This is a genomic window from Streptomyces sp. NPDC007088, assembly GCF_042869355.1.
In the GTDB taxonomy this organism is placed as follows: Bacteria; Actinomycetota; Actinomycetes; order Streptomycetales; family Streptomycetaceae; genus Streptomyces.
Genome location: NZ_JBIAFO010000003.1, coordinates 138,848 through 165,843 on the forward strand (window position 1 = coordinate 138,848; position 26,996 = coordinate 165,843).

Sequence of the window (26,996 nt, forward strand, 5' to 3'; positions counted from 1 at the left end):
CCGGCCGGCCGGCGTGCGCCGCCGGGCGGGAGGGGCGCGGGCGCGGTTGCTCAAGCACGACGTGCCACCTCTCGACACTGAGCGGGTTGACTGGTCCGGGCCGGCTGAGCGGACCGCGGGTACGGAGTGGCGCGGGCGACGGTGAGCTGGAGTGGGGGCCGGGGTTGATCCGGGCGGGTGGGACGTGGTTCCGGCCTCGTCTCGTGGGCCTGTGCGGCACGGCCCGGGGTGGTCACGGGTTCCCGGCCCGCCACGAGGCGCGCGATGTTCCTCAGCGAGGCCGTGCCCGGTCGCAGGTAGTCGCTGTGGGCCGCGCGCCCCGCGTCGAAGACCCGCGCGCCGAAGGCGGGAGACAGCGGATCGGCCCCGAGTCCCAGCGTCGTACCCGAGAACGGCAGGTGAAGGGCGGTGTGCGGCACGGAGGCTATCCAGTCCCGCGCACCCCGTGCCACCCACACCTGTGCCCCCGCGCGAAGCCCCAGCTCCGCCGCCGTGGAGTGCCCGGTTCCCGGACTGCCGTACAGCACCAGCCCGTTGACCGGCAGTCCGTGTGCCGCTCTGCCGCACACCACGGAACCGTAGGAATGGCACACGAGGGAGAGCCGAGCCCCCGGCCGCGCCCCGCGCAACGCGCCCACGAAGTCCCGTAGCGCGGGGGCCCCCTCGTCGGCGCGGCCCGGGGTGAGGACCGACGGGCCGATCGTGCTGGGCGTCGCGTAGCCGAGCCACGCCACGACCGCCGACCGGGGACCGAGTTCACGCGACAGGGCACGCGCTCCGCTCAACAGCCGGCCGTACCGGTCGAGTCCGGTGTCCGAGCCGGGCACCAGCACCGCGATCCGCTCCGCGCCCGGCAGATCGCCGAACACCTCGGCCGACCGGCCGCCGTCCCGCCCGTCGAAGGAGAGGAACCGTCGGCCGGGGACGGCCATGGCGTGCAGGGACGCCGCGCGCCGTACGTCCCCGTGCTCCCGGGCGGTGCGCTCGGCCGCCCCGATGTCGGCGCGCGTCGTGGCGTACCGGACGGTGAGCCGCTCCACCGTGGCCGGCCGCAACGCGCCGAGCGGACTGGGCGCGGGAGCGGGCACGGCGACGGGCCGTGCGGCACCCGTCACCCCGACCGCCACCAGCGCCGTGACAAGGAGGGCCGGCAAGGCCCGCCGTACCCGGCCTGGATCGCGCGACGGCGCCGCGCGCCTGCGGCCCGGCCAGTGCGGTGGCCACCGCGTTCGGCTGAGGTACGCCGCCAGAGGGGCGCGGGTGGTGCGGGATCGCGCGCGCCGCGTTCCGTCGTAACAGAGGGGCGCCCGCAGCGTGCGGCCGGAGGGAGACAGCGTCATGGCAGGTGCCTTTCCGTGACGGACGCGCCGGTCTGGAGCGCGATCGCACAGGGCGGGCCGGGTGGCCTCGCCTCAGGCCCTGAAGGTAGGAAAGGCAAGCCCCCCGGCGCGTCACACCACGGAGCCAACTCGCCCGTAGCTCTCAGGTATGGGGGGTATGAGAGGGCGTCATGCTGGCGCTGTGCTTGACCATCCGGCCGCCCCCACGACCGACCACCGGAACCCCCCACGACCGGACCACCGGAACCCCCAGACCGACCACCGGGACCCCATACGACCGACCACCGGAACCCCGTATGACGAGGACCGGAACCCCACTTGAGACTCCCGTGAAGCCCACGCCCGGCCGGCTGTGAAACCCGCGTCCGAACAGCCGGCCGGGAAACCCGCGTCCGAACAGTCGGTTGTGAAACCCGCGTCCGAACAGTCGACTGTGAAACCACGTCCGAACAACCGGCCCGGAAACCCGCGTCCGGACAAACACGCATCCGGACAATCCCCGTCCGGACAAACCCGCGTCCGGACAACGAGGGAACTCGCGGGCGAACGACCGGGAAGCGCGGACGGCACACGTGTGTATGGATCAGGTATCGATGGGGTCAAGCCTCTTTCCGAGGACTGTGTGATGCGCGTAGACAAGTCCCGCACCCACGGCATCTCCTCCCGGCGCCCCGCGTGGTGGCCGGTTCTCCGAAAGGCAGTCCCCATGCGGAAGTCCCTTCAGGTGGCGGGCGTCACCGCCGCCTGCGCCCTGACCGGAACGCTGGTCTACGGGGCCGGCGCGGCAGGCGCGCACGGCGGTACGCAGCAGGCGGGTCACGAGCCGCAGAACATCGGCCTGCTGGTCGGGCAGATCGACGACTACTACGGCGCGCGGCAGCAGGACGACGGCACCTGGACCGCGTCCGAGCACAGCGACTACGCGAAGGACCTGGCCCGCGTCGAGTCCCGCGCGAAGGCCGACATCAGGCAGGCCACCGCGCGGACCGGGCACGGGGCGCGGGGCAAGCACGGCGGGGCGAAGGCCAAGCCGGCGATCGTGCTCGACATCGACGACACCGCGCTGCTCAGCTTCGACTACGAGCGCCGCACCAACTACGTCTACAACAACGACACCTGGAACGCGTACGTCGACCAGGCGAACCGGCCCGCCGTCTTCGGCATGCCGGAACTCGTGAGCTACGCGAAGCAGCACGGCGTCGAGGTCTTCTTCCTCACCGGGCTGAGCGAGCCGCAGCGACCGGGGGCCGCGAAGAACCTCGCCAAGGCCGGCTACGACACGCAGCTCGACAAGGCCCACCTGTTCCTCAAGGACAAGGCGAACCCGCCCGCCTACCTCAAGGACTGCGCGAGCGCCGCCGCCTGGAACTGCACGACCGTCCAGTACAAGGCGGGTACGCGCAAGCACCTGGAGGACTCCGGGTACCGCGTCATCGGCAACTTCGGCGACCAGCAGTCCGACCTGACCGGCGGCTACGCCGACAAGGGCTACAAGCTGCCCAACCCGACCTACTTCGTGGAGTAGGGGCTACGCGAGGAGCGAGGGAGCGAGGAAGCGAGGGAGCGAGGAGCGGCGGAGCGCCGGAGCAGGGGATGCGGGAGGTGGGGGCAGGAGGCTCAGCCCCCGGCCCCGCTCCCCTCGCCCCTCCCGGCCTCAGCCGGCTGCCAGCCCTGGCGGCACAGTTCGGCGGCGATGTCCGGCGCGCGGTAGTGCGGGCCCTTGAGTACCTTGCCGTCCGCGCGCCGCTCCGGTTCCCCGTCCGGCCCGAGCTTGCTCATGTTGGCGCGGTGGACCTCGGCGAGGACCGCGTCGAGATCGATGCCGTGCACCAGGGCGGTGCCGTAGGCGACGTACACGAGGTCGGCGAGTTCGTGCGCGAAGCGGTCGAGCGGTCCGTCCACCGCCACCTCGGCGACCTCCGCGTACTCCTCCGCCAGCAGGTCCTGGCGGTGCGCGGCGAGCCGGGGCGGCAACTCGGTGGGCACGTGGCGGGCGTCGAGTCCGACGGCGGTGTGGAAGGCGCGTACGGAAGCGGCGGGAGAAGGATGCGTCACGCGCCCGAGCCTACGAGAGGTGAGCGGCGCGCCGGTGCGGAAGTACGCGTACGCTCGCGGGTACGACGGGAGCGGTTGTCCGGGCGGGCCGGTCCTTCTCCCGGTCCCACGCCCTCGTACGCGGGTGTGGGACCGGGAGACGGACCGGCCGGCGAAGGCCCCGGCGTGACCGGGTGCCGGGTCCGGGCGTACCGGGACGAAAGCGGTCCCCGTACGCTCGCTGACATGACTCCGAACCCGCACAGTGTTCCAGGTCCCGGCACGCCGGCGGCCCCCGCGAGGGCCGGGGACGGCGAGGACCTCGATCTCGCCGCCTACCTCGACCGTCTCGGCCTGGGCGGCCGCGTGCCCGAGGGGACGGCCCTGGAGGTACTGACCGCCGTGCACCGCGCGCACCTCGTCGCGGTGCCGTTCGAGAACATCGATCCGGTCGCCGGGACCGTCCCCTCGCTCGCGCTCGCGGACATCCAGGACAAGCTGATCCGTCGTCGCCGGGGCGGTTACTGCTTCGAGCAGAACACCCTGCTGGCCGCCGCTCTGGAGGCGCTCGGGTTCTCGGTGCGGCGGCTCGCGGCCCGCGTGGTCCTCGGTACCGACCGCTTCGACAGCCGGCCGCTCACGCACATGGCGCTGCTCGTCGAGGTCGAGGGCGAGCCGTTGCCGTACCTCGCCGACGTCGGCTTCGGCACGATCGGGGCGCTCCCGGAGCCCGTGCCGCTGACCGTCGACGCGGAGCACCACGCGCACGGCCGCCGTCACCGCCTGGCCCGCACCCGCGCCGAGGACGCCTCCCTCGACACGTGGGTCCTCCAGGCGTACGGGCCGGACGGCTGGGTCTCCCAGTACGTGTTCACCACCGAGCCGGTCCCGCAGCCCGACCGCGTGCTCGCCAACTGGTACGTCGCGACGCACCCGCGCTCCCCCTTCAACAGGCGCCTCGGCATCCAGCACACGACCCACGACAGGCACTACTCGCTCTTCGCGGACGAGGGCGGGGCCCGCGCCGAACTGACGGTGACCTACCTCGACGGGCGCACCGAGGTACGCGTCGTCACCGGGACCGAGGACGTGCTCAGGTGCCTGGTGGAGGACATGGGCCTGCCACAGGAAGTACTGGCGCACTGACGCCGTCTCCCCACCCGCTGTCCGGCGCGGAGGGGACGCGAACGCGGGGCACCGGACGCGGGGACGCGGACGCGAGGACCCGGACGCGAGGACGCGGGCGCGAGGACCCGGACGCGAGGACGCGGGCGGGGGGACACCGGCCACGGCGGCGCGGTGAGCGCGGCGAGGGACGCGCGGCGAGGAACGCGCGGCGAGGGACGGCGCCGGCATCGGTGCGCGTGCCGCCGCCGCGTCCCGCGCCGCGGCACGGGCCCTCGCGAAGTCGGCGGCCGCGCCCCCTCCGGCCCCCCTCCCCGTCCCGTTCCCTACGCCGAGCCCGGACCCTCCTCCGCGACCGCCACCACGTCCACGAACAGTTCGAGTATCGGCCTCGGCTCGGTGCCGTCGAGGTGGCGGTACTCGGAGCTGACGGTGACGACGAGGCGTTCGGGCAGCGCGAGCCGCGGGTGGCGGGCCTCGGCCACGATGGCGCGGGCCGCCTCCAGCGCCGTGCGGCCGCGCGCGTGGTAGGCGTGGGCACGCTCGCGCACGTACGCGAGATAGTCGATGTGCGCGAGGACACCGGACCGGTCCAGGAGCGGGCCGTGGCCCGGGACGAAGGTGTCCGCGCCCGTGTCGAGCGCCTGTCGGCAGGCGTCGATGACGCTGTCGAGGGGCCCCGCCCAGTGCACCGGGTGGTCGCCGGGCTCCGCGTCGGTCGAGGCGAACACGACGTCGCCGGTGAACACGACGCCCTCGTCCGGAAGGTGGACCATCAGGTCGCCCGTCGTGTGCGCGGGCGGCAGGGGGACCAGCCGTACGGTCACCCCGCCCACGGACAGGACGTGCTCCGCGTCGATGACCGTGTCGGGACGGACCGCGTCGGCCGTCGACCAGTCGAAGGCCCCGAAGTGCGTCCGCAGGTAGTCGCCGAGCGGGCCGGCGCCCCCGGTGACCAGCGCGTGCAACTGGGCGGGGCTCGGCTCGTAGTCGATGTGGTGCAGCGCCTCGCGGGTCGCGAGAACCTCCGCCTCCGGCAGCGCGCCCGCGCCCCACAGATGGTCGCCGTTGGCGTGCGTCACCGCTATCCGGTCCACGGCCACACCGGGTGGGAGGACGTCGGCCGCCTGCTTCAGCAGCGTACGGGCGAGGGAGTGGTCGTACGGCGTGTCCACGAGCAGCGCCTCGTCGCCCGCGGACACCAGCCCGCAGTTCGCGAGACCCCAGCCCCTGCGGGGCGGCAGCCACACGTGCACGGAGTCGGAGACACGGCGCAGCCGTGCCGGAGTGAGCGTCATGATCCAGAAGTCTGCCCCGCCCCTCCCGGCCGCCCCGCGCCGGGGGACCTCTCCGGGCCGGCGAGACGGCAGAGCGGGGGCGAGGAGAGCCGCGGGGCGGCGCGGACAGGGCCGACTACCGGTGCGGAGGTCATTCAAAGGTGTGAAAGACGGCCTTTCGGCGCACCCGTACAGGCGGAACGAAACCACACCGGGTGTACTCCGGCCGAAGGATGTACACACCGGAGCGCGCGCCGACACCGGTCCGGACCGGCCGCCCGCAGGGGCGACCGCCGGGACGGAGCCTCTCAGGAGTCTCCCCAGGAGCCGACGCGCCGGAAACGGAAAGGTGCATGCGGATGAGCGCGGCACAGGGCACACCGGGCGGAGCGGCGGCGGACGGGCAGTCGAAGGCGGGTGGTAAAGCGGTCGGTGTGTCGATCGCCGCCGCCGTCGGCGGGTTCTTGTTCGGCTTCGACTCGTCCGTCATCAACGGCGCGGTGGACGCGCTCGGCGACCACTTCCACCTCGGCGACTTCCTGTCCGGCTTCGTGGTCTCCATCGCACTGCTGGCCTGCGCGGTCGGCGCCTGGTACGCGGGACGGCTCGCCGACAGCTGGGGCCGACGCCGCGTCATGGTGCTCGGCGCGGCCATGTTCATCATCAGCTCGGTCGGCTCCGGGCTCGCCTTCTCCGTGCCGGACCTGCTGGTGTGGCGCGTCATCGGCGGTCTCGGCATCGGCATCGCCTCGGTGATCGCCCCGGCCTACATCTCCGAGGTCGCGCCCGCGAGCGGCCGGGGCGCGCTCGGCTCCCTCCAGCAGCTTGCCATCACCATCGGCCAGCTCGTCGTCCTCAGCTCCAACAAGGGGCTCGCGGGCGCGGCGGGCGGTGCCTCGCAGGACCTGTGGTTCGGGCTCCCGGCCTGGCGCTGGATGTTCCTGGTCGGGGTGATCCCGGCCGCCGTGTACGGCATCCTGGCGCTGCTCATCCCCGAGTCGCCGCGCTATCTGGTGCTCAACGGCCGCATGGACGAGGCCGCGAAGGTACTGGAACGGGTCTCGGGGGAACGCGACGGGGCGACGAAGGCCCGGCAGATCAAGGACACGCTGCGCAAGGAGCACAAGTCGAGCTTCGCCGACATCCGCGGCAGCCGCCTCGGACTGCACCCCCTGGTGTGGGTCGGCATCCTGATGGCCGCCTTCCAGCAGCTCGTCGGCATCAACGCGATCTTCTACTACTCGACGACGCTGTGGAAGTCGGTCGGTTTCAGCGAGTCCAGCTCCTTCACGACCTCCGTGATCACGGCCGGGATCAACGTCGTCATGACCGTGGTCGCGATGCTCTTCGTGGACCGGGTCGGCCGCCGCGTACTGCTGTCGATCGGTTCGGTCGGCATGTTCCTCGCCCTCACGCTCACCTCGATCGCCTTCTCCCAGCAGCAGGGCTCCGGCGACGACGTGACCCTGCCGAGCCCGTACGGCCCGCTCGCGCTGGTCGGCGCCAACATGTTCGTCGTGTTCTTCGCGCTGTCCTGGGGCCCGATCATGTGGATCATGCTCGCGGAGATGTTCCCGAACCGGATGCGCGCGATGGCGCTCGCGATCGGCACGACCTCGAACTGGCTGTTCAACTTCGTGGTCACCTTCTCCTTCGAGCCGATGACCCGGCAGGTCGGCCTGTCCTGGCTCTACGGCGCCTTCGCGTTCTTCGCCCTCGCCAGCTTCGTCTTCGTCCGCACGAAGGTCCCCGAGACGAAGAACGTGGAGCTGGAGGACATGACGGGGGAGACGCACCAGCGGGTCGCCCGGTCCTGACCTGTCCCGGTTCTGACCGGTCCCGGTTCTGACCGGTCCCGGTTCTGACCGGTCCCGGTCCTGTCCGGTCCCGGTCCTGTCCGGTCTCGGTCCTCACCCGGCCCTTTCCGTCCCGCCGCCCGCCACGCGGGGAGCGCGCCTGTCCTGGGAGGACGGGCGCGCTCTCGCGCGGGCTGCACCCCGGCGGGGGCGGCGTACGCGGGCGGCGTACGCGTACGGCGCTCCGCCGCGGCCCGGTCCTCAGCCCTGTCGTCGCTCCCGTCCTCTGAGCCCCGTCGTCAGTCCCGTGCCCTGCCCTGCCCTGCCCTCGCTCCCGCCCCCCGCAGCCCCGTCGTCAGTCCTGTGGTCCGCCCCGTCCCTTCGGCTCAGCCACGTTCCGCGAGAGCCGCGACGAGGTCCCTGCCCTCGGCCGCTCCCCGTCGCAGCAGCAGCGAGGCCGTGGTGTGCAGCTCCTGCCACGCGTGCGGACGGCCGACGGCGTCCGCGTCGGGGACGGTGGCCAGGGCGGTCGCGAGGGACTGGGCGGCCTCACCCGCGCCGGCCAGGGCGTGCGCGAGACACGCGCGGTACCAGGCGCGGTCCCGCCGGTAGGTCGCGGGCAGCGCCGCCAGCCCGGTCGTGAGCTGGTCGACCCCCGTCCGCCACTGCCGCAACTGCATCGAGGCCATGCCGCGCTGGAGCGTGAACCACGTCTCGTCGTAGAAGTACATCCACGCCGGTTCGTCCTCCGGGCGCCCGGCGGCCCGGACGATCAGCTCCTGCGCCTCGTCGAGCAGCCGGTGCGCCGCCGCCGCCTCGCCGGCCATCGCGTGCCCGCGCGCCTCCATCTGCGCGGCCATCCCCTGCACGCCGGGCGAGGCACCCGGCGCCGACCAGCGGGCCGCCTGGGCGAGCCGTACGCACTTCGGGGCCTCGCCGCGCGACCACGCGCCGTGCGCCTTCATGCTGAGCGTCGTGGCGGCCATGTCGGCGTCCCCCGCCTCCAGCGCCCACTCGTGCGAACGGTCGTACCAGGACAGGGCCGTGGCGGTGTCCCCCTGGTCCTGTGCCATCCAGGCGAGGAACTGGGCGTGCTCGGCGGCCAGCCGCACCACGCGTCCGGTGAGCGGCCCGCTCGTGCGCTCGTACAGGCTGGTGACCGTGCGCAGTTGCCTGCGCATGATGCCCACGAGGGGCCGCGAGCCGATGGTGTCCTCCGCGCGCCGGTGCTCGGCGAGCAGCCGGTCGAGCCAGTCGAGGGTCGCGGCGTCCACCCCCCGCCGGCCCGGGACGGAGGCGATCGTGCCGCCGAGCCTGTCGGCCAGGTCCTCGTCGGGTTCCGTCCCCGGCAGAGCGAGCCCGGCGACCGGGGGCCGCGGCGCGCGGGCCGGTGCCTCGCCCGGCCGGGCCCGGCCGGGCCGCGCCTGCTCGGGGATGCCGACGACCGGTACGCCGAGCCCGGAGACGATGCGTGAGCGCACCTCCACCGACGTCACCCGGCGCCTTCCGCGCTCGATGTCCGACACGTCCGACTGCGCCAGGCCGACGCGCTCCCCGAGCCGGGTCTGGCTCAGGCCCGTGAACTTCCGGTACGCGCGGAACACCGCACCCCAGTCCGCGCGGGCGACGGCCGCGTCGAGCTCCGGATGTGACCAGACGGAATCCGAAATCTGCCCCATGTCGCGAATATAGGCCGGTCCCATAGGTCCTTCGGATGGGAACCGGACGCCCGGAGCGGAAGCCTTGCTTCCGCCGACGCCCGCCACGGCAGCAGGCCGTGAGTCCGGGACGTCGCCGGGAGAGAGGAGCGCGACGGACATGGACGACGAGCCGAGGAGCCGACAGCGGGAGAGGGGGCACGGCGATGCGACTGCTCCCGTGGACCGGTGAAGGGGGCAAGGACTGCTACCTGATCAGCGTCGGTGACGCCGAGGCCGACAGCGTTGTCTCCCGCCTGGCGGACAGCGTCGAGGCCATACAGCTCACGATGGCGCAGGAGCTGCTCGACCACGTGCGGAGCGCCCTGCGCGAGGGCGCGACATCCGAGACGGAACTGCTCTTCTACGTCACCCATTTGAGTTCCGCCCTGAGAGACGCCCTGCGCGTGGCGGAGAGCCGCGGCGGCCGGCTCCAGGTGTCCGGCGCCACGAGCGAAGCGTCCTGACCCGCGCTTCGTGTGGTTGCTCTTCTGCTGCGCCGCGGCTTGAAACCACTCGTTCGCGTGGGGTTCCCCGACGGCTACCGCAGGTAGTTTTATGGATGCGGGGAGTTACCGAGTCCCCCCTTCCCGCACCCGCCGCCACCCTCGCCTCTCGCCGCCCCGCGCTCCTCCACCGCCCTCTCCTGCCGGCCGCCCCCGGGCACGGCAGGGGAGAGCGGCGGTGCGGCGGAAGGCGGCGGGTGGTGGTCGGGGCGCACCTTGACAACTGGAGAGCGCGCGCACGGCGAGAACGGGCGGGCGGGGGCGCGGCGGCGAGGTGAGTGGCGCACGACGCGCACGGCCCGGTCTCAGCCGGCGGGCCGTGCCGGAAGGGTGGTGCCGGAGCGCCGCCTCGGTGGCGCCCCCAGGACCGCCCCCGCCCCTACGATGCCCGGATGAGCGACATCCCGGTTCCCCCGAGGCCGTCCGGAGGGGGCGGCGCTCCCACGCCCTCCGGCGGCCCGGTTCCCGTCCCCTTCGAGGTGCCCGCGGCCCTCGTCGAGTCGCAGATCCGGTACGAGAAGGAGGCGGGGCGGGCGTTCGTCGGGCAACTCCCCTCGCGGGCGGCCCACTTCCTGGACCGCTGGGATCTGCGACCGGACGGCACCCCACTGCACGGGGCGGCCGCCCTCGTCCTCCCGGTACGCAAGGCGGACGGCACGCCCGCCGTCCTCAAACTCCAGTTGCGCACCGAGGAGAACGAGGGGGAGGGCGCGGCCCTGCGCGCCTGGGAGGGCCGGGGCGCGGTCCGCCTCCTCGCCGAGGACCCGGGCACGGCGACGCTCCTGCTGGAACGTCTCGAAGCGGGCCAGGATCTCGACTCCGTGCCGGACGCGCTGCGGGCGAGCGTGCGGATCGCCGAACTGCTGCGTCTGCTCCACTCGGTGCGGGCCCCGGCGGGCCTGCGGACCCTGGCCACGGTCGGGAGCGCGATGCTCGACGCGCTGCCCCGGGCCCTGCCCCGCGTGGCCGACCCCGTGGCGAGGGACCTGCTCGCGGACTGCGGCGCCGCCCTCCGCGGCGTCCTGCCGGAACCGGGGGACCGGCTGCTCCACTGGGACCTGCACTTCCAGAACGTCCTGGCGTCCGGCCGGGCGCCCTGGCTCGCCATCGACCCGAAACCGCTCGCGGGCGACCCCGGGTTCGACCTGCTGCCCGCGCTGCACAACCGCTACGACGCCGGGCAGACCGCCCGCCGCTTCGACGCCATGACCGAGGTCCTGGGCCTGGACCGGCGACGGGCCGCGGCCTGGACCCTGGCCCGGGTACTCCAGAACTGCCTGTGGGAGATCGAGGACGGCCGCCCGCTGCCCGCACGCCAGGGGGAGATCGGGGCGTTGCTGCGCGCACGGGCCGGTTAACCTGCGCCCATGAGCGACAGTACGAGGACAGCGACCACGCCCGGCACCCCCGCCACCACGCGTGGCCCCGGCGGCCTCGTCAGGCCGGCGACCCGCGGGGACGTGCCCGAGATCCACGCCATGGTGCGCGAACTGGCCGCGTACGAGAAAGCCCTGCACGAGGTCCGCACCACCGAGGAGCAACTGACCGAGGCACTGTTCGGCGCGCACCCCGCCGTGTTCGCCCACATCGCCCAGGACGCGGCCGGCGAGCCCGTCGGCTTCGCCCTGTGGTTCCGCAACTTCTCGACGTGGCGCGGTACGCACGGGATCTACCTGGAGGACCTGTACGTCCGCCCCGCCAGCAGGGGCGGCGGTCACGGCAAGGCCCTCCTGACCGAACTGGCCCGCATCTGTGTGCGCGAGGGCTACGAACGCCTGGAGTGGTCCGTCCTGAACTGGAACACGCCGAGCATCGCCTTCTACGAGTCCCTCGGCGCCCGCCCGCAGGACGAGTGGACCGTCTACCGGCTCACGGACGAGGCGCTGGCGGCAGCGGGGGCCCGGCGCGAGGCGCCGGGGAGCGTGCGGGAGGGGTGACGGGGCGAGCGCCCCGTCCCTCGGCCGTGACGGGGGAGCGCCCGGCGGTCCGTGAGGTGCTTCACCCCGTTCACCGCGCCCTTCGCCTGCCCCATACGTCGAGTGCCCCGGTCGCGGAGGCCGGAGCCGGGTCCAGGCGCCCCAAAGTGGTCCAGCCCCAGGACGTGAAGGCGTGGTGCGCCGGGAAGGCGTGCGCCGGTACCCCCGCGACGGCCCAGGCGGTCTCCGTCCGGGTCAGCAGAAGCTCCAGGAGCCTGGTGGCCACGTGGGCGCGGCGCTCACCGGGGCGCACCATCAGCTCCGCGACGAGGAAGACCTGCCCCGCGGCGGTGAGTTCCTCGGCCTCCGGGTGCGCCCCGGTGAACCCCTGCCACCAAGTGCCGGCGCGATCGACCGTGTAGCCGTAGGCGCAGCCGCCGAGTTCGGCCGCCCCGGCGATCACCATCTCGAAGCCGGTGCGCTGCACGTCCTCGGCGTACCGGTTCAGGAAGCCCTGCCGGTCGTGGAACACCTCGCCCGGCGCGCCCTGGTACGCCTCGACGTACAGGTCGGCCATGGCCTCCCGCTGGGTCTCGGCCTGCCAGCGGGACAGCCTGCGCAGGAACACCTCGGTCACGGAACACTCCTGTCGTACGGCCTGTGGGGGCGCCTTGCGCGCCCCGGCGTCGGGTATCTACCCCCCACCGGCCGGGCCAGCCGAATCCCGGCCCACCAATGTCACCGGCGTACGGGCCTCTTGGGGCCCGGCGGGGGAGTAGCCTCGGTACATCGGGAGTTCTTCGCATTCCGGCTCCGCCGGCGTCGCTCCCGGTAGGTGACAATGCCGGGCACTCGCCCGGAGACAGGTTCGCGCCATGTCCGCGACCAATGTGTGGCCCCCCTCGACGCTTTCCGTGGTGCCCGGCCCTCCGGCCGGGGCGTCCGCGTCGCCGCGACTCTCCCTGAAGGACCCCGACGCACCCCGCGGTCTCCTCGACGGGGCCTGGTGGCCCCGCTCCCGCGACCTGACCCGTGAGATCCCCCAACTGGTCGAGGCGCTCGACTCCCGGTGGGGGAGGATCACACGGATCGCGGTGAACTCCCGTACCTGGCCGGCCGTCCCGCGCCGGATCGCCGTCCCGGGACACATCGTCAAGGTCGGCTGGTTCACGGCGGAGCTGGACCCGAACAAACTGCTGCTGCTGTCCTACGACGTCGGCCGCTGGGACCTGCTCGTCGTACCGCCCGGCACGGAGCCGGCCGTCGCGGCGCGCCTCATGGCGGCGGCCTCCGACGCCTCGGGGCCCGCGCTCACGGCGACCGAGCACCTCGCGGTCTGCCTCCCGGCGGACACGCCCCTGGGCGCAGCGGCCCCGGTCGGCCCCCGCCGGGCGGACCGTCGCGCCCCGCGAGGACACGAGGACGGACCCCTCGTACCGGCCCCGGTCGCCGGTACGGGCTCGTCCCCGGCGACGTGACCGGCCGCGGCAGGCCATGACCCGGACCGGCCCGCGGACCACGGCACCGGCCGGCCGGCAGGCCACGCCCCGGCCGGCCGGCGCCCCGCTCCGGGCCCGCTTCCCCGGGTTTCCGGCCCGGGGCCGGTGGGACGGCGGGCCGCCTCACCCGTCCCCGTGCCCGTTCCCCCCAGCCCCAGCCGCCCGCACGCGCTTTTTGGTTCCGTCCCCGGTCGTCCGCGCCCCTACTGGTCCCCGTCGGACCACGCGTTGGCCCACCCGCACAGAGGGCAGGCGTACCGGCCGTTGAGCCCGGCGATGACGGTGCCGCACTGACGGCAGTCGGTCTCGGTGATGTTCAGGGCCGCGAGCCGCTCCGGGGTGGAGAGCGGGGCCGGAGCCGTACGTGACGACCGTCCGGACCGCGCGGGACGCGGGACGGTGACGGCCCGGCGCGCGCCCGGCCGTGCGGTGGACGGCAGCGCCGGCGAGTGCTGCTCCGGGACGGACGCCCCGGTGTGCGAGGGGGATAACTCGCGGGATGTCGGGCTTTCCTGGTGGGAACCGGCCATGCCCGCACCCTAGCGGCCCGCGGCCGGTCCGGGGCGGGGAAGGGCCGGGACCGGCCCGGCCGCCACCCCGGACCGGCGCGCCCCCGGGGTACGGAGCCGGCTTCGCGAACCGTGCGGGGGCAGGGTGGGTGCCCGTGGCCCGCGGTCCGGGCGGGTCACGGCTCCAGCACCACCTTCCCGACCGTGGCCCTGCCCTCAAGGGCGCGGTGGGCCTGTGCCGCGGCGGCCAGCGGGAACCGGTCGGTCCCCGGCCGCAGCCGGCCGGCCGCCGCCTCGGCGAGCGCCCTGCTCTCCAGAGCCCGCATCGGGTTCTCGCCGCCCTCCCTCGCCGTCATCGCCGGGCCGAGCACCGACTGGGAGGTGATGCCGCGCTCGGCCAACTCGCTCCTCGTGAGGACGAACCCGCTGCCGTCCGCGCTGATGCCCCGGCTCGACCAGCCGAACACGAGGTGCCGGCCGCCGGGAGCCAGCAGACGCACGGCCTCCTCGGCCGCCGCGCCGCCGACCCCGTCGAACACGACCGTCACGGGCCGCTGACCGCCCAGGGACCGGCGTACGGCGGAGGGCCAGCCGGGCTCGTTGTAGTCGAGGGACAGATCGGCGCCGTTCCCGGTGACCAGCGCCGTCTTCCGCGCCCCGCCCGCCAGTCCGACGACGGTCGCGCCCGCGTTCCTCGCGTACTGCGTCAGGAGCGTGCCGATCCCCCCGGCGGCCGCGAGGACGAGGGCGACGTCGCCCGGCCCGAGGGCGGCGAAGTTCAGGACGCCGAGCGCGGTCCGCCCCGTGCCGATCATGGCGACGGCAGCGGCCTCGTCCAGCGTGCCCGGGATCTCGTGCAGCCTCGCGGTCTCGGCCGCGGCCAGTTCCGCGTAGCCCCCGGGCGCGAAACCGAGGTGCGCGACGACCCGCTTGCCCAGCAGCCCGGGATCGGCGCCCGCCCCCAGTCCCACGACGGTGCCCGCGATCTCCCGCCCCGGGACGGTCGGCAGTTCGGGCGGCGTGGGCATCGGTCCCGTCGTGACGCCCGAGCGGATCGCCGTGTCGAGCAGGTGCACCCCGGCGGCGGCGACCGCGACGAGCACCTGCCCCGGCCCGGGGACCGGATCGTCCACCCGCTCGTACACGAGTACGTCCGGAGCGCCGAACGTGTAGTGGCGGATCGCGTGCATGGCTGTCTCCGTGGGCTCGGCGGGAGTCGGTCGGTGGCGGGTGCCGGAGCCCAGGCTGATCCCTCGATCGCGCTTGAGGTCAAGGGCGCCGAGGCAGGGGTGGAGGGGGACACGGCACGGGCGGGGGACGCGTTGTCAGTGGCGTACGTCACGATGGGGACATGGCTCTACCTCGCTCCTCGTCACCCCGGCAGGGCTCCGCGCCGCACGGCGGTACCCGTCGGCGGCCCGCCGTGCCTCCCGCCCGCCGTCCGGCGCTGCGGCTGCCGCCGCTCAGCCCGCTGCCACCCGGTGGTCTGTCCCCCGACGGTGACTACGACGGGCTGGAGCTGCGTGGACTCGACCTCGGCGGGGAGGACGGCGGCGGCGCGGGCTTCCTCGACTGCGCGCTGGTGGACTGCGATCTGACCGAGACCCGGCTGACCCGCGCCCGGTTCGTGGACTCCCGGCTGGAGTCCGTACGCGGGGTGGGCACGGACCTCGCGGAGGCCACGCTGCGGGACGCGGAGATCGTCGAGCCCCGGCTCGGCGGAGTCCAGCTGCACGGCGCGGTGCTGGAACGTGTCGTGGTGCGCGGCGGGAAGATCGACTACCTGAACCTGCGCGCCGCGCAACTCAAGGACGTGGTCTTCGAGTCCTGCGTCCTGGTCGAACCGGACTTCGGCGGCGCCACCCTCCAGCGGGTCGAGTTCGTGGACTGCGCGCTGCGCGGGGTGGACTTCGGCGGGGCCGTCCTGAAGGACGTGGACCTGCGCAGCGCCGGCGAACTGCTCATCGCCCGCGGGGTGGACCGCCTCTCCGGCGCGGTGATCAGCCCGCAGCAGCTCATCGACCTGGCCCCGGCCTTCGCGGCGGAACGGGGGGTGCGGGTGCTGGACCACGGGGAGTAGGAGGAGCGGGGCGGGCGGCTCAGGGCGTTCTCAGGGGGCTCAGCGGCCTCAGCGGCCTCAGCGGCCTCAGCGGCCTCAGGGGACTCAGGGCACTCCGCGGCCTCGCGGCCTCCGCCGCCTCAGCGGCCGCCGCGTCCGGCCGGCAGGCGGGGGAAGCGGGCCTGGAGGTCCCAGATCACCGGGTTGTCGGCGAGCGCCTCGTGCATGTCGAAGAGGTCGGCGAGCAGATCGTGCAGGAAGTCCCGGGCCTCGCCGCGTAGTTCGGCGTGCGGGAAGGCGAGCGGGGGGACGTCGGCGGGCAGCCACTCCGCTTCGATGTCGACCCAGCCGAAGCGCCGCTCGAACAGCAGCCGGTCCGTGGACTCCGTGAAGTCCAGTTCGGCGTACTGCGGCCGGGCGGCCCGGCTGCCCAGCGGGTCCTCGTCCAGCAGCTCCGCGATGTCGCACAACGCCCAGGCGAAGTCCAGCACCGGAACCCATCCCCAGGCTGTGGACAACTCGCGGTCGCTCTCGGTGTCCGCGAGATACACGTCCCCGCTGAAGAGATCGTGCCGCAGCGCGTGCCGGTCCGCCCGCCGGTAGTCGGTCTGCGGCGGGTCCGGGAAGCGGCGGGAGAGGGCGTAACCGATGTCGAGCACGGGTCGATGGTGCCACGGGGGCCGGACGGGAGCGGGCGGGAGGGGCCGCGAGGCGTCGGGAGGCGGCGGGAGCGGCCGGGAGGTGCCGGGAGGGGGGCAGGAACGGGCGGGAGGCGTCGGGAGCGCCGGGAGATGCCGGGAGCGGCCGGGAGGTGCCACCGCTCCCGCCGTCCTCCCCGGAGTCAGCCGAGCAGCCTCCGCTCCTGGGCGACCGCGACCGCCCCGGCCCGGGTGTCGACGCCGAGCTTCTGGTAGATGCGGCCGAGGTGGGTCTTCACGGTGCCCTCACTGATGAACAGGGCACGGGCGATCTCCCGGTTACCGAGGCCCCGGGAGAGCTGGGCGAGGATGTCGCGCTCGCGTGGCGTCAGATCGGGCAGCGGGCTGCGCAGCCGGGCCATGACGCGGCCCGCGACCGGGGCGGACAGCGCCGTCCGGCCCTCGGCGGCGGCCCGGATCGCGGGGAACAGTTCCTCGGGCCGCTCCGCCTTCAGCAGGTAGCCGGTCGCCCCCGCCTCGATCGCACGGGTGATGTCCGCGTCCGTGTCGTACGTCGTGAGCACCAGGACGCGCGGCCCGTCCGGCAGCGAGGTCAGCCGCCGGGTCGCCTCGACCCCGTCGATCCCGGCGCCGAGCTGCAGGTCCATGAGCACGAGCGCGGGCCGCAGCTTCTCCGCGAGCGCCACGGCCTCCTCACCGCTGCCCGCCTCCCCGGCCACCTCGATGCCCGGGGCGCTCGCGAGCAGCGCGCGCAGGCCGGCCCGTACGACGGCGTGGTCGTCGCACAGGAGAAGGCGCACGGGGGAGGCGGCGGCCGACTGCCCGCCGCCCGTGCGGCCACCGTCCTCCGGGGAAGTCTCCGGCGAAGCCTCAGGGGAAGCCTCGGGTGGGTGCGAGGGCGCCCTCGCGGCGTCCTGCGCGCTCGGTACGTCCCGGGCGTTCCGCGCGTCCGGCGCCTCCGGTGCGTTGTGCGTGTCCCTGGCGTTCCGTGGTGTTCCCTGCGGTTCCGTCGCGCTCATCGTGGTCCGCCCTCCTCCGTCGTTTCCGCTTCCGGCCCGGGGCGCGGCTCGGCACGCTCTCCCGGGGCCGCCCCCACACCGGCGTCGGCGCGCGGGTCCGGGGCCGTGTCCGCCACGGGGGCCCGGCCCGGCCCCGCCGGAGTGAGCGGCACCGTGGCCGTCAGGACGGTTCCCTCGCCGGGGGCCGACTCGATCGTCAGAGTGCCGCCGACCTGCCGCAGCCGGGCGCGGGCGGCCGGCAACCCGTGGCCGCGCAAGGCGTCCGGCCCGTTCCCGGCCGTGGCGGGGTCGAACCCGTGGCCGTCGTCCGCGACGTCCAGGACGACCGCGTCGTCCAGCCGGGTCAGGGTCAGCGCCGCGTGCCTGGCGCGGGCGTGCTCGCGTACGTTGGCGAGCGCGCCCTGCGCGGTGCGGAGAAGGGCCGAGGCCACACGGTCGGGGAGCCCGTCGTCAGGCCCCTCGGCGTGGAAGCGGACCGCCAGCCCGTCCCGTGACTCCCGCGCCGCGAGCGTCCGCAGCGCCTCGGCCGGCCCGACGCCTCCCGCGAGGTCGGCGGGGCCCAGGTCGTGCACGAGACGGCGGGCCTCGGCCAGACTGTGGGCGGCGATCGACGAGGCGCTGCGGACATGGGCGCGCGCCGCCTTCGGATCACTGGTCCACTGCCGGTCGGCGGCCTGGAGCAGCATGGTCTGGCTCGACAGGCCCTGGGCGAGGGAGTCGTGGATCTCCCTGGCGAGACGCTGGCGTTCGGCGAGCGTCCCTTCGCGGCGTTCGGTCGCGGCCAGTTCCCTGCGGGTGCGGACGAGGTCGTCGATGAGGCGCTGCTGCCGCTCCGTCTGCCGGCGCATGTGGACGAAGACCCCCGTGGCGAGCGCCGCGACCACGGGCGGCAGCAGGACCAGATTGGGGTCGACGCCGTCCGCCAGCCGCAGCTGTGCGGCCACCACCAGGGCCGACAGGGCGCTGACGAGTACGACGGCGGCCCGGGTGGGCAGGGTGCGCAGCGCCGTGTGCACGAGCGGCACCGCGCACCAGGCGAAGCTCGGCGCCAGCAGGACGATCACCACCCAGCAGCCCACCACGGCACCGAGCCGCAGCACCTGCGTGCGCCGCGCACCGGGCCGGATCTCCCCGCTCACCTGGACCACGGCGAGTACGGCGCCGAGCGCGCACACCCACGGCAGCCGCTCGCTGTCCCCGTGCCGCAGGACGTAGCGCAGCAGCGCCCCGGCCAGCAGGACCAGGAAGGCCGCCGTGAGCAGCGCGGACAGCCTCCGCTCACCGGCCTCGGCGGTCCCGCCGGACGCGCTTGGCTCCCCGGGCTCACGGAACCCGGCCTCGTACCGCCCCCAGGTCCCGAGGGCCCCGGGGGACCCGCGCATCCCACGTGATGCCCGCGTCCTCTCGCGCCCGGCCGTCGCGCCGTTCCCTGCCGCGAGGTTCGCGGAGGCGCCGGGGCGCCCGGTCCCCCCGGGGTGCGCGAGCGCGTCCGGGGGACCCGGCTCGGGCGGTTCCGGCCGTTCGGAGGGGGTGGCGGGGGGCATGGGGGCTTCCAGTCGGCTGTGTTCGGTCGGCTGTTTTCGGTTGGCGCAGTCCGGCTGACGTGTGTCCGGGTTGGCGTGTGTCCGGCTGACGTGTGTTGGGTGGGCGTGTGCCCGGTTGGTCCGCGTCCGGTTGGTCCGCGTCCGCTTGGTCCGCGTTCCGTCGGTCGTGTGCGGGCCGTGCGCGCGGGCGACACGGCTCCCTCCGCATCATCACCCGGACCCGGGGCCCTCCGCGTCAACCGATCGGCCGACCCGCGTGTCCACCGGCCGGAGCGCCGGTCGCGGCCGGGCGGAGGAGCCGGAGGCGGCCCCCGCGCCACCAGGCTGGAGACAGGCCGCCCGACCGGCGGCGCCACCACCCGGCCCGAGGAGTCACACCATGTCCCGCTTCACCGCTCACCGCTCCACCCGCGACGGTTCGCGTCCCGGCTCCCGTGCCCGTCTGCTCGCCGGAGGCGTCGCGGTCGTGGCGCTCGGCGCGGGCGTCCTCGGCACGGTCTCGGCGAACGCCGACGCCCCCGCCGCGCCCCGTCCGGCCTCCGCCGCACCGGCGGACGCCGCTTCGCGCAACCTGACGAGCACCCCGCACCTGACGACGGCCGCCGCGACCCGGGCCGCGCAGGCCGCCCTCGACGCCGCCGTGCGCGACCACCAGAAGGTGTCCGTGGCGGTCGTCGACCGGGACGGCCGTACGCTCGTGACGCTGCGCGGCGACGGCGCGGGCCCGCAGTCGTACGACGCGGCCGCGAAGAAGGCGTTCACGGCCGTGTCCTGGAACGCGCCGACCTCCGAGCTGGTCAAGCGGCTCGACGGCGCTCCCACGCTCAAGGACATCCCCGGCACGCTGTTCCTCGCGGGCGGCGCGCCGGTCGCCGCCAAGGGAGCCCCCGTCGCGGCGGTGGGCGTCGCCGGTGCCCCGAGCGGCGACCAGGACGAGAGGTACGCGCAGGCAGGTGTGGCCGCCCTCGGCCGCTGACCAGCGGGGACATCGGCGTAGCAAGGCGTACCGCGGCGTACGGAATCCGGGTGGTCCGCGTGATCGGAGCCTCCGTAACGTGGCTCCGTAACGCGTACGACACGAGGCAGGAGTGCGGGAAGATGACCAGCCACAGCCACGGCGGGAGCGGTAGTCACCAGGGCGGGGCCGGGGCCCGGCTGCTGGAGGCCGCCGCCCGTGGAGACGAGGCCGGGGTGCGGGAGGCCCTGGACGCGGGCGCCGATCCGGCGGTGCGGGACGCCGCCGGCCGGACGCCGCTGCTGCTCGCCGCGCTCGGTGACCACGTGGCGGCGGCCGGGCCGCTGGTCGCGGCCGGGGCCGATCCGGACGCGCAGGACGAGCAGCTCAACAGTCCGTGGCTGGTCACAGGGGTCACCGGCAGCGTCGCGATGATGCGCGCCCTGCTGCCGGCCCACCCCGACCTGACCCTGCGCAACCGGTTCGGCGGGATCGCGCTCATCCCGGCGTGCGAACGCGGGCACGTCGCGTACGTCCGCGCGGCGCTGCGCGAGACGGACATGGACGTCGACCACGTCAACCGCCTCGGCTGGACCGCCCTCCTGGAGGCGGTGATCCTCGGCGACGGAGGAGCCGCGCACGAGGAGATCGTGCGGCTGCTGCTCGCGGCGGGCGCCACGCCCGACCTGCCCGACGGCGACGGCGTCACCGCACGGCAGCACGCGCGGCGCCTCGGTTTCGACCGCATCGAGGGCCTGCTGCGGGCGGCCGAGGCTACGGCCGGTTGAGCTGACTGACCGGCCGGCCGGCCGGCTGGCTGGCTGGGTGGCTGAATGGTCGGCTGACTGGCCGGCTGAGTGATCGGGCGGGCGGGCGGAAGAGGACGGAAGAGGGCGGCCCACCACAGCGGGCACGGTGGGGTAAACCTCAGTAACTCTGTGCGGTACACCTCATGGTGGAGCGGTCCGGTGGCCCGGCAAGCTGAACGCATGGTCCTCAAGCCGCGTGTATCCAGCAGCCGTTCGGGTTTCCCCGACTACTCGGCTCCCTCTGCCCGCTCCTCCCGCCCCGGCACCGGCCTCGTGCCCGCCGCCGTGCTCCCGGGCTCTCGCGGCTCCCGCGGGGCCGCCCGCGCCGCGTTGTCGTCCGCCTTCGTGGTGCTCGTGGCCGGACTGCTCACCGGCTGCGGTGCGGGCGACGAGGAGCACGCGAGCAAGGACTTCGCCTACGACGGCACCCGGCTCACGCTCCAGACCAGCAACATGAAGCTGCGGATAGTCCCTTACGACGGTGCCACTGTGAAGGTCGACCGGTGGATCAAGGGGTCGGGCCTGCGCAGCCCGAAGGCCCGGTGGTCGCTGGACGGGGACCGGCTCAAGGTCGAACTGAACTGCCCCGGCATCAACTTCTCCTGCGAGGGCCGGGCCGAGGTCAGGGTGCCGAGGAAGCTCGCGGTCGACGTGGACAGCCAGAACGGAAGCGTGCGGGCCGCCGGGCTGCGGCACGCGGCGACCATCACCTCCCGCAACGGCGGTGTGACCCTCTCCGACGTCAGAGGCGCCCTGAACGTCACGACGTCCTCGTCCTCCGTCACCGTCGACCGAGTGACCGGAGCGGTACGCCTGACGACCCGGAACGGAGGTGTCACCGCGCGCCACGTCGACGGCTCGCTCCACGTGCGCACGACCAACGGAGGAATGGACATCGAGGAGGTCACCGGGGACAGCGACCTCCAGACCTCCAACAGCGGCATAGACGCCAAGGCCCTGCACGGCGACGCGGAGGCCCGCGCCACCAACGGCAAGGCCCGGCTGGCCTTCGCCGATTCCCCGGCGCGCGTTGTCGGCCGCGCCGTCAACGGGCAGGTGACCGTGGTCCTCCCCGACGACGGCACGCTCTACCGGACCGGCGGCTCCACCACCAACGGCCACCGCTCCCTCGACGTGCCCCACGCGAAGAGCAGCGCCGAGCCGCACCTCCTCGACCTGTCGAGCAGGAACGGCGACGTCCGGGCGGAGGTGGAGAAGGCGAGCTGACCGGAGGCGGGAAAAGTGAGCCGGTCGGCGCGGGAGAACGCGGGAAAAGGGGACTGGCCGGAGCGGAAGGGGAGCGGACGGAGACAGGAAGACGAGCTGACCGGAGACAGAAAGACCGGACTGACGTACGGGAGGCAATCGGTTGAAATGCCGTAAATCACCCACCATGGATCGTATTATCAGCCGGTGCCGAGACGACCGTGCCCCCATTCGCTCCTCCGCAGGACCACCCGGGCCGGTGCCGCCGTCCTGGCCGTGCTGTCCCTCGGGCCGCTCGTCTCCTGTTCGCACGCGCGGGGTGTGCACGGCACCCCGGGGGCGGCGGGCCTGCGCGACCCCTACTTCCCGCGGCTCGGCAACGGCGGGTACGACGTGCTCCACTACGGGCTGCGGATCACCTACACCCGTAAGAACGCGCAGAGTTCGGGTCAGCACCTGCGCGGGGTGGCCACCCTCCGGGCCCGCGCGCAACAGGACCTGACCGCCTTCCGCCTGGACCTGCACGGACTCGACATCGAGAAGGTCACGGTGGACGGGGAGACCGCCCGGGTCAGCAGGGATGCCGACGACGTGACGATCCGTCCCCGGCGCGACCTCGGCAAGGGCCACGCGTTCCGCACCGTCGTGCGCTACTCGGGCACCCCGCGGACCATCACCGACCCGGACGGCTCCCAGGAGGGCTGGTTGCCCACGGCGGACGGGGCCCTCGCGCTCGGCCAGCCCACCGGGTCCATGGCGTGGTTCCCGGGCAACCACCACCCCAGCGACAAGGCCACGTACGACCTGACCGTCACCGTCCCCAAGGGGCTCCGCGCGCTGTCCAACGGCGAACCGCGCGGAGAGCGGCGCGGCGCGGACGGCCGGACGACGTACCGCTGGCACACGGGGCAGCCCATGGCGAGTTACCTGGCCACTCTCGCGATCGGCGCGTACGAGGTGCGGGACACGACGATCGACGTCGCCACGCGGTCCGACGGCGGAAGCGGCCCGGCCCGAGGGCCCCGCCCGGCCCGAGGGCCCCGCCCCGCCCGCGGTTCAGGTCCCGTGGCCGGCCCCCGGGGCAAGGTGCGCTCGATCACCGCCTTCGACCCGCGGCTCGGTCACGCGGCGGCCCGCAAGGCGCTCGACCGGCTGCCCGAGATCCTGGCCTGGGAGGCGGAGGCATTCGGGCCGTACCCCTTCTCCTCCGCCGGGGCGATCGTGGAGCGCGAGCGGGACGCCGGCTACGCGCTGGAGACCCAGACCCGGCCGGTCCTCACGGGCGTCCCGAGCGTCGGTCTCCTCGTGCACGAACTCGCGCACCAGTGGTACGGCGACTCCGTCACGCCCGCGAGCTGGCGTGACATGTGGCTCAACGAGGGCTTCGCGACCTACGCGGAATGGCTCTGGCAGGAGAGGCACGGGGGGCCGAGCGCCCAGCACACCTTCGACGCGCTCTACGCGGGTGAGTACTTCGAGGACGACCCGGGTGCGAGCGCCGCGGTCTGGGAGTTCCCGCCCGCCAGACCGCCCTCGGCCCGCGACATCTCGAAGGCGCCGGTGTACCAGCGCGGCGCCATGGTCCTGCACAGAGTGCGCCGGCAGGTGGGTGACAGGGCGTTCTTCTCCCTGCTCAAGGACTGGGCCACCGACCACCGGCACGGCAACGCGGACACCGCCGACTTCACCGCGTACGCCGAACACGCCACCGGCGAGAACCTCGGCGGCGTGTGGAAGGACTGGTTGTACGGGGACGGGAAACCGTCCAGGCCGTGACGGGAGCCGGTCGCGGCAGGCGGGAGCAGGTGGCGCCGGGCGGGAGCCGGGCCGCCCTGTGACGGGAGCCGCCCTGTGACGGGAGCCGCCCTGTGGCCTGGGCTCAGAGCGCCCCGGCGGGTGCGTCCAGCTCCGGGCCCGGGGCGAGTTCCTTGCGCAGGACGACGGTCGGGCGGCCGAGCGTCAGGTCGGGGCGGTGGTCGATGACGGCGTAGCCCAGGGCCGTCCAGAAGGCGAACGCCCTGGTGTTGTCCTCCAGCACGGCGAGCCGCACCCCGGTACGGCCCTCCTCCCTGAACCGGTCCTCCACCGTGTGCGCGAGCCGGCGGCCGAAACCGGAGCGGTGCGCGCCCTCGTCGATCATCAGCAGCCCGATCCAGGGGTCCGGATCGTCGAAGCGCGAGGGATGACGGCGCCGGGTGACCGCGATCCCCACCAGCCGGCCCCGCGAGCGGGCGAGCAGCACCTCCGCGTCCGGGTGCGACAGTTCGTCGGCGAGGGAGGCGGCGACCTGCTCCGGCCGGATGTCCTGCGGGTCGGGGAACTCCCCGCTCAGCTGCTGGAACTCACGGTTCGAGGCGTACAGCCCGGTCAGCTCGGTGAGGACCGGGCCGGGGATGTCGTTGTCGACGGGCACGAGGGTTTCGACCATCATGCCGGGAGGTTAGCGGCGTCGCGCGGGGGCGCCGGGCGCCGACACCCGCCCCTCGCCCGCCCCTCCACGCGCACGGGCCGAGGGCTGAGCGGCGGCGAGCGGCGTACGGCCGACGGCCACGGACCCGGAACGGCTCCGCCCACGCGACGCCCCCGCTCCGTCCGTGGCCCATCCGCCTCCGCGCACGCTGCTGTTTCCCGCACGCGTCCGCCTCCGCGCATGTTGCCGTTCCCCGCACGTGTCCGTCTTCGCGCACGCTGCCGTTGCCGTTGCCCGCACGTCTCCCTCTCCGCGCGGCTCCCTCCGTTCCGTGGACAGCGCGACGGGGGTGTCGTCCCTTTCGATACGTTGGATGCCATGAGCACTGTCGTCGCATACCAGGGTGAGCCCGGCTGCAACTCCGCAGCCGTGAGCGCCGCCATGTTCCCCACCAGCCGCACGCTTCCCTGTTCCACCTTTGCCGACGTGCTCTTCGCGGTCTCCGAGGGCAAGGCCGACATCGCGCTGATCCCGGTGGAGAACTCCTCGGCGGGCCGGGTCGCCGACGTGCACCAGCTGCTCGCCTCGTCCGGGCTGCGGATGTTCGCCGAGTCCTTCCTGCCCATCCGCTTCGACCTCGTGGCGCTGCCCGGCACGACGATCGAGGAGGTCAGGACGGTACGCAGCCACGTGCACGCGCTCGGGCAGTGCCGGAAGATCACCCAGGAGCACGGCTGGCGGACGCTGGTCACCGAGGACACGGCCGGCGCCGCCCGCGAGATCGCGGAACTCGGCGACCCGCACGAGGCCGCTTTCGCGCCGCCCGCGGCGGCCGGTCTGTACGGTCTGGACGTCCTCGCCGAGGCGGTCGAGGACGAGCACCACAACACGACCCGCTTCCTCGCGCTGTCCCAGGGCGCGCCCCGCCCGGAGCGTGCCGAGGGCACGGCCTACATCACGAGCCTGTTGTTCCGCACCCGCAACATCCCCGCCTCGCTCTACAAGGCGCTCGGCGCCTTCGCGAGCAACGGCGTCAACCTCACGAAGATCGAGAGCTACCAGCTGGGCGGCAGCTTCTTCGCGAGCCAGTTCTACGTCGACATCGAGGGCCACCCCGAGGAGCCCTCGGTGGCCCTGGCGTTGGAGGAGCTGTCCTTCTTCTCCGCCGAGGTCCGGGAACTGGGCGTCTACGCCGCCCACCCGTACCGCGCTCAACTCCTCACCGACTGATCCCAGGGGCGGGCGGCCGCGGGGCCGCCCGCCCCTGGGCCCGGTGACACGCGCCGTACCTGTGACCCGCACTCCGTGCCACGGCCCCGGTCCCCGCGGCGGGCGACAGACCCGCCGCGGGGACCCCGGGCGGCGCGGTCAGACGTTGACGCCGAAGTCCTGGGCGATGCCGGCGAGGCCGGAGGCGTAGCCCTGGCCCACGGCACGGAACTTCCACTCCGCGCCGTTGCGGTACAGCTCGCCGAAGACCATCGCGGTCTCCGTCGCGGCGTCCTCGCTCAGGTCGTAGCGGGCGATCTCGGCGCCACCGGCCTGGTTCACGATGCGGATGTACGCGTTGCGGACCTGGCCGAAGTTCTGGCTGCGGTTCTCGGCGTCGTAGATGGAGACCGGGAACACGATCTTGTCCACGTCGGCCGGGAGACCCGCCAGGTTGACGTTGATCGCCTCGTCGTCGCCCTCGCCCTCGCCCGTGCGGTTGTCGCCGGTGTGGACGATCGTCTGGTCCGGCGTCTGCTTGTTGTTGAAGAAGACGAAGTGGGCGTCCGAGTAGACCTTGCCCTCCGGGTTGACCGCGATCGCCGAGGCGTCCAGGTCGAAGTCCGTGCCGGTGGTCGTGCGGACGTCCCAGCCGAGGCCCACCGTGACAGCGGTCAGGCCGGGGGCCTCCTTGGTGAGGGAGACGTTGCCGCCCTTGGACAGGCTTACAGCCATGGGAAGTCCCTTTCGTCGAGATGCCGGGCTCCGCACCGGGGGCGGAGCTGCCGTCACCTCTATGAACGCGGACACCCGGCCCGTAGGTTCCTGCCTTCTTTGCTTTCTTTACCGTTCCGTCCCGGGGGCCGCTCCCTTCGCACGGGTCCCTTCGCACGGGCCCCGGGACCGCGGCCGGACACCCGGCCGTAGCGGCGGGAAAACGATGTGACGTCGCCGTCCGGACGCGCGACCATGGAGCACATGTCCGGTCCCCACGTCATCCGCGGTTCGGTCGTGCTCCCGGAGTCCGAGCTGTTGTGGCGGTTCTCCCGCTCCTCGGGGCCCGGCGGCCAGCACGTCAACACCTCCGACACCCAGGTCGAGCTGCGCTTCGACCTCGCCCGCACCGAGGCGCTGCCCGAGGTGTGGAAGGAACGCGCCCTGGAGCGGCTCGGCAAACGCCTCGTGGACGGGGTGGTCACCGTGCGCGCCTCCGAGCACCGCTCCCAGTGGCGCAACCGGGAGACCGCCGCGGTCCGCCTCGCGGCGCTGCTCGCCGAGGCCACGGCCCCGCCGCCGCGTCCGCGCAAGGCCCGCAAGGTCCCGCGCGGCATCAACGAGCGGCGGCTGCGGGAGAAGAAGCAGAAGTCGGAGCGCAAACGCGGCCGCTCCGGCCGCGACTGGACCTGAGCAGCCCCGGCCCGGCCGGC

24 protein-coding genes and 1 pseudogene are annotated in these 26,996 nt (G+C 74.0%); 14 read left to right on the forward strand and 11 right to left on the reverse strand.

From position 1 onward, the window contains the following. Window positions 1-236: 236 nt before the first annotated feature. Window positions 237-1,154 (reverse strand): annotated as a pseudogene (locus ACFYMP_RS06335) (alpha/beta hydrolase); the annotation flags it as partial. A gap of 892 nt (window positions 1,155-2,046) precedes the next feature. On the opposite strand from ACFYMP_RS06335, the gene ACFYMP_RS06340 reads away from it, so the two are divergent. Next, on the forward strand, window positions 2,047-2,865 hold the full coding sequence (locus ACFYMP_RS06340; RefSeq protein ID WP_388851383.1) for an HAD family acid phosphatase: 819 nt from the start codon (window positions 2,047-2,049) through the stop codon (window positions 2,863-2,865). A gap of 92 nt (window positions 2,866-2,957) precedes the next feature. Here the strand turns inward: ACFYMP_RS06340 and ACFYMP_RS06345 are convergent, their stop codons facing one another. Then, window positions 2,958-3,395: a hypothetical protein gene (locus ACFYMP_RS06345; protein WP_388851386.1), complete on the reverse strand. Its 438-nt coding sequence runs from the start codon at window positions 3,393-3,395 to the stop codon at window positions 2,958-2,960. A 225-nt stretch (window positions 3,396-3,620) separates the two neighbouring features. Between ACFYMP_RS06345 and ACFYMP_RS06350 the strand changes: the two genes are divergently transcribed. Further along, a complete protein-coding gene (locus tag ACFYMP_RS06350) occupies window positions 3,621-4,520 on the forward strand; it encodes an arylamine N-acetyltransferase (RefSeq protein ID WP_388851389.1) in 900 nt (299 codons plus the stop codon). 305 nt (window positions 4,521-4,825) lie between these two features. Here ACFYMP_RS06350 and ACFYMP_RS06355 read toward each other — a convergent pair whose 3' ends face one another. Next, the gene (locus ACFYMP_RS06355; protein WP_388851392.1) at window positions 4,826-5,797 is read right to left on the reverse strand and encodes an MBL fold metallo-hydrolase; all 972 of its coding nucleotides are present in this window, start codon (window positions 5,795-5,797) and stop codon (window positions 4,826-4,828) included. Between the two features lie 338 nt (window positions 5,798-6,135). On the opposite strand from ACFYMP_RS06355, the gene ACFYMP_RS06360 reads away from it, so the two are divergent. Continuing rightward, window positions 6,136-7,593: a sugar porter family MFS transporter gene (locus tag ACFYMP_RS06360; protein ID WP_388851395.1), complete on the forward strand. Its 1,458-nt coding sequence runs from the start codon at window positions 6,136-6,138 to the stop codon at window positions 7,591-7,593. Between the two features lie 365 nt (window positions 7,594-7,958). Here ACFYMP_RS06360 and ACFYMP_RS06365 read toward each other — a convergent pair whose 3' ends face one another. Then, a complete protein-coding gene (locus ACFYMP_RS06365; RefSeq protein WP_388851398.1) occupies window positions 7,959-9,251 on the reverse strand; it encodes a helix-turn-helix domain-containing protein in 1,293 nt (430 codons plus the stop codon). Between the two features lie 185 nt (window positions 9,252-9,436). On the opposite strand from ACFYMP_RS06365, the gene ACFYMP_RS06370 reads away from it, so the two are divergent. The 3 genes from ACFYMP_RS06370 (at window position 9,437) to ACFYMP_RS06380 (ending at window position 11,712) form a co-directional block, all read left to right on the forward strand. After that, window positions 9,437-9,736: a hypothetical protein gene (locus tag ACFYMP_RS06370; protein WP_388851401.1), complete on the forward strand. Its 300-nt coding sequence runs from the start codon at window positions 9,437-9,439 to the stop codon at window positions 9,734-9,736. 431 nt (window positions 9,737-10,167) lie between these two features. After that, on the forward strand, window positions 10,168-11,133 hold the full coding sequence (locus ACFYMP_RS06375; RefSeq protein WP_388851404.1) for an aminoglycoside phosphotransferase family protein: 966 nt from the start codon (window positions 10,168-10,170) through the stop codon (window positions 11,131-11,133). A gap of 9 nt (window positions 11,134-11,142) precedes the next feature. After that, window positions 11,143-11,712: a GNAT family N-acetyltransferase gene (locus ACFYMP_RS06380; RefSeq protein ID WP_388851407.1), complete on the forward strand. Its 570-nt coding sequence runs from the start codon at window positions 11,143-11,145 to the stop codon at window positions 11,710-11,712. A 70-nt stretch (window positions 11,713-11,782) separates the two neighbouring features. Here ACFYMP_RS06380 and ACFYMP_RS06385 read toward each other — a convergent pair whose 3' ends face one another. Beyond that, a complete protein-coding gene (locus tag ACFYMP_RS06385) occupies window positions 11,783-12,328 on the reverse strand; it encodes a hypothetical protein (RefSeq protein WP_388851410.1) in 546 nt (181 codons plus the stop codon). A 238-nt stretch (window positions 12,329-12,566) separates the two neighbouring features. Between ACFYMP_RS06385 and ACFYMP_RS06390 the strand changes: the two genes are divergently transcribed. After that, window positions 12,567-13,169, forward strand: coding sequence for a DUF5994 family protein (locus ACFYMP_RS06390; RefSeq protein ID WP_388851413.1), 603 nt, complete (start codon window positions 12,567-12,569; stop codon window positions 13,167-13,169). Window positions 13,170-13,875: 706 nt separating this feature from the next. Here the strand turns inward: ACFYMP_RS06390 and ACFYMP_RS06395 are convergent. Next, window positions 13,876-14,889 (reverse strand): zinc-binding dehydrogenase, encoded by a 1,014-nt coding sequence (locus tag ACFYMP_RS06395; RefSeq protein ID WP_388851416.1) that lies wholly within the window; start codon window positions 14,887-14,889, stop codon window positions 13,876-13,878. Between the two features lie 161 nt (window positions 14,890-15,050). Here ACFYMP_RS06395 and ACFYMP_RS06400 point away from each other — a divergent pair, with 161 nt between their 5' ends. Continuing rightward, window positions 15,051-15,779: a pentapeptide repeat-containing protein gene (locus ACFYMP_RS06400; protein ID WP_388851418.1), complete on the forward strand. Its 729-nt coding sequence runs from the start codon at window positions 15,051-15,053 to the stop codon at window positions 15,777-15,779. Between the two features lie 119 nt (window positions 15,780-15,898). On the opposite strand, the gene ACFYMP_RS06405 is transcribed toward ACFYMP_RS06400, so the two are convergent. The 3 genes from ACFYMP_RS06405 to ACFYMP_RS06415 form a co-directional block, all read right to left on the reverse strand. Beyond that, window positions 15,899-16,417 (reverse strand): hypothetical protein, encoded by a 519-nt coding sequence (locus ACFYMP_RS06405; protein WP_388851420.1) that lies wholly within the window; start codon window positions 16,415-16,417, stop codon window positions 15,899-15,901. Window positions 16,418-16,599: 182 nt separating this feature from the next. Continuing rightward, window positions 16,600-17,217: a response regulator gene (locus tag ACFYMP_RS06410; RefSeq protein WP_388852255.1), complete on the reverse strand. Its 618-nt coding sequence runs from the start codon at window positions 17,215-17,217 to the stop codon at window positions 16,600-16,602. A 215-nt stretch (window positions 17,218-17,432) separates the two neighbouring features. Continuing rightward, the gene (locus ACFYMP_RS06415; protein ID WP_388851423.1) at window positions 17,433-18,818 is read right to left on the reverse strand and encodes a sensor histidine kinase; all 1,386 of its coding nucleotides are present in this window, start codon (window positions 18,816-18,818) and stop codon (window positions 17,433-17,435) included. A 541-nt stretch (window positions 18,819-19,359) separates the two neighbouring features. On the opposite strand from ACFYMP_RS06415, the gene ACFYMP_RS06420 reads away from it, so the two are divergent. The 4 genes from ACFYMP_RS06420 to ACFYMP_RS06435 all read left to right on the forward strand — a co-directional run bounded on the left by ACFYMP_RS06420 (window position 19,360) and on the right by ACFYMP_RS06435 (window position 23,726). Beyond that, a complete protein-coding gene (locus ACFYMP_RS06420; RefSeq protein WP_388851426.1) occupies window positions 19,360-19,956 on the forward strand; it encodes a heme-binding protein in 597 nt (198 codons plus the stop codon). 122 nt (window positions 19,957-20,078) lie between these two features. Beyond that, window positions 20,079-20,723: an ankyrin repeat domain-containing protein gene (locus tag ACFYMP_RS06425; protein WP_388851429.1), complete on the forward strand. Its 645-nt coding sequence runs from the start codon at window positions 20,079-20,081 to the stop codon at window positions 20,721-20,723. Between the two features lie 201 nt (window positions 20,724-20,924). After that, window positions 20,925-21,971: a hypothetical protein gene (locus ACFYMP_RS06430; protein ID WP_388851432.1), complete on the forward strand. Its 1,047-nt coding sequence runs from the start codon at window positions 20,925-20,927 to the stop codon at window positions 21,969-21,971. A 186-nt stretch (window positions 21,972-22,157) separates the two neighbouring features. Continuing rightward, window positions 22,158-23,726: a M1 family metallopeptidase gene (locus ACFYMP_RS06435; RefSeq protein WP_388851435.1), complete on the forward strand. Its 1,569-nt coding sequence runs from the start codon at window positions 22,158-22,160 to the stop codon at window positions 23,724-23,726. A gap of 103 nt (window positions 23,727-23,829) precedes the next feature. Here ACFYMP_RS06435 and ACFYMP_RS06440 read toward each other — a convergent pair whose 3' ends face one another. Continuing rightward, window positions 23,830-24,381 carry a GNAT family N-acetyltransferase gene (locus ACFYMP_RS06440; protein ID WP_388851438.1) on the reverse strand — a complete coding sequence of 184 codons (552 nt, stop codon included), beginning with the start codon at window positions 24,379-24,381 and terminating at the stop codon, window positions 23,830-23,832. Between the two features lie 357 nt (window positions 24,382-24,738). Here ACFYMP_RS06440 and ACFYMP_RS06445 point away from each other — a divergent pair, with 357 nt between their 5' ends. After that, the gene (locus tag ACFYMP_RS06445) at window positions 24,739-25,590 is read left to right on the forward strand and encodes a prephenate dehydratase (RefSeq protein ID WP_388851441.1); all 852 of its coding nucleotides are present in this window, start codon (window positions 24,739-24,741) and stop codon (window positions 25,588-25,590) included. Window positions 25,591-25,728: 138 nt separating this feature from the next. Here ACFYMP_RS06445 and ACFYMP_RS06450 read toward each other — a convergent pair whose 3' ends face one another. Next, the gene (locus ACFYMP_RS06450; RefSeq protein ID WP_388851444.1) at window positions 25,729-26,304 is read right to left on the reverse strand and encodes a TerD family protein; all 576 of its coding nucleotides are present in this window, start codon (window positions 26,302-26,304) and stop codon (window positions 25,729-25,731) included. 243 nt (window positions 26,305-26,547) lie between these two features. On the opposite strand from ACFYMP_RS06450, the gene arfB reads away from it, so the two are divergent. Continuing rightward, the gene (gene arfB / locus ACFYMP_RS06455; RefSeq protein WP_388851447.1) at window positions 26,548-26,976 is read left to right on the forward strand and encodes an alternative ribosome rescue aminoacyl-tRNA hydrolase ArfB; all 429 of its coding nucleotides are present in this window, start codon (window positions 26,548-26,550) and stop codon (window positions 26,974-26,976) included. Window positions 26,977-26,996: the final 20 nt, after the last annotated feature.

Bases quoted from the DNA above. Each gene is read 5' to 3' on its own strand.
- ACFYMP_RS06340 (WP_388851383.1), top strand. From the start codon at position 2,047: ATGCGGAAGTCCCTTCAGGTGGCGGGCGTCACCGCCGCCTGCGCCCTG.
- ACFYMP_RS06350 (WP_388851389.1), top strand. From the start codon at position 3,621: ATGACTCCGAACCCGCACAGTGTTCCAGGTCCCGGCACGCCGGCGGCC.
- ACFYMP_RS06355 (WP_388851392.1), bottom strand. From the start codon at position 5,797: ATGACGCTCACTCCGGCACGGCTGCGCCGTGTCTCCGACTCCGTGCAC.
- ACFYMP_RS06360 (WP_388851395.1), top strand. From the start codon at position 6,136: ATGAGCGCGGCACAGGGCACACCGGGCGGAGCGGCGGCGGACGGGCAG.
- ACFYMP_RS06365 (WP_388851398.1), bottom strand. From the start codon at position 9,251: ATGGGGCAGATTTCGGATTCCGTCTGGTCACATCCGGAGCTCGACGCG.
- ACFYMP_RS06370 (WP_388851401.1), top strand. From the start codon at position 9,437: ATGCGACTGCTCCCGTGGACCGGTGAAGGGGGCAAGGACTGCTACCTG.
- ACFYMP_RS06375 (WP_388851404.1), top strand. From the start codon at position 10,168: ATGAGCGACATCCCGGTTCCCCCGAGGCCGTCCGGAGGGGGCGGCGCT.
- ACFYMP_RS06380 (WP_388851407.1), top strand. From the start codon at position 11,143: ATGAGCGACAGTACGAGGACAGCGACCACGCCCGGCACCCCCGCCACC.
- ACFYMP_RS06390 (WP_388851413.1), top strand. From the start codon at position 12,567: ATGTCCGCGACCAATGTGTGGCCCCCCTCGACGCTTTCCGTGGTGCCC.
- ACFYMP_RS06395 (WP_388851416.1), bottom strand. From the start codon at position 14,889: ATGCACGCGATCCGCCACTACACGTTCGGCGCTCCGGACGTACTCGTG.
- ACFYMP_RS06400 (WP_388851418.1), top strand. From the start codon at position 15,051: ATGGCTCTACCTCGCTCCTCGTCACCCCGGCAGGGCTCCGCGCCGCAC.
- ACFYMP_RS06415 (WP_388851423.1), bottom strand. From the start codon at position 18,818: ATGCGCGGGTCCCCCGGGGCCCTCGGGACCTGGGGGCGGTACGAGGCC.
- ACFYMP_RS06420 (WP_388851426.1), top strand. From the start codon at position 19,360: ATGTCCCGCTTCACCGCTCACCGCTCCACCCGCGACGGTTCGCGTCCC.
- ACFYMP_RS06425 (WP_388851429.1), top strand. From the start codon at position 20,079: ATGACCAGCCACAGCCACGGCGGGAGCGGTAGTCACCAGGGCGGGGCC.
- ACFYMP_RS06430 (WP_388851432.1), top strand. From the start codon at position 20,925: ATGGTCCTCAAGCCGCGTGTATCCAGCAGCCGTTCGGGTTTCCCCGAC.
- ACFYMP_RS06440 (WP_388851438.1), bottom strand. From the start codon at position 24,381: ATGATGGTCGAAACCCTCGTGCCCGTCGACAACGACATCCCCGGCCCG.
- ACFYMP_RS06445 (WP_388851441.1), top strand. From the start codon at position 24,739: ATGAGCACTGTCGTCGCATACCAGGGTGAGCCCGGCTGCAACTCCGCA.
- ACFYMP_RS06450 (WP_388851444.1), bottom strand. From the start codon at position 26,304: ATGGCTGTAAGCCTGTCCAAGGGCGGCAACGTCTCCCTCACCAAGGAG.
- arfB (WP_388851447.1), top strand. From the start codon at position 26,548: ATGTCCGGTCCCCACGTCATCCGCGGTTCGGTCGTGCTCCCGGAGTCC.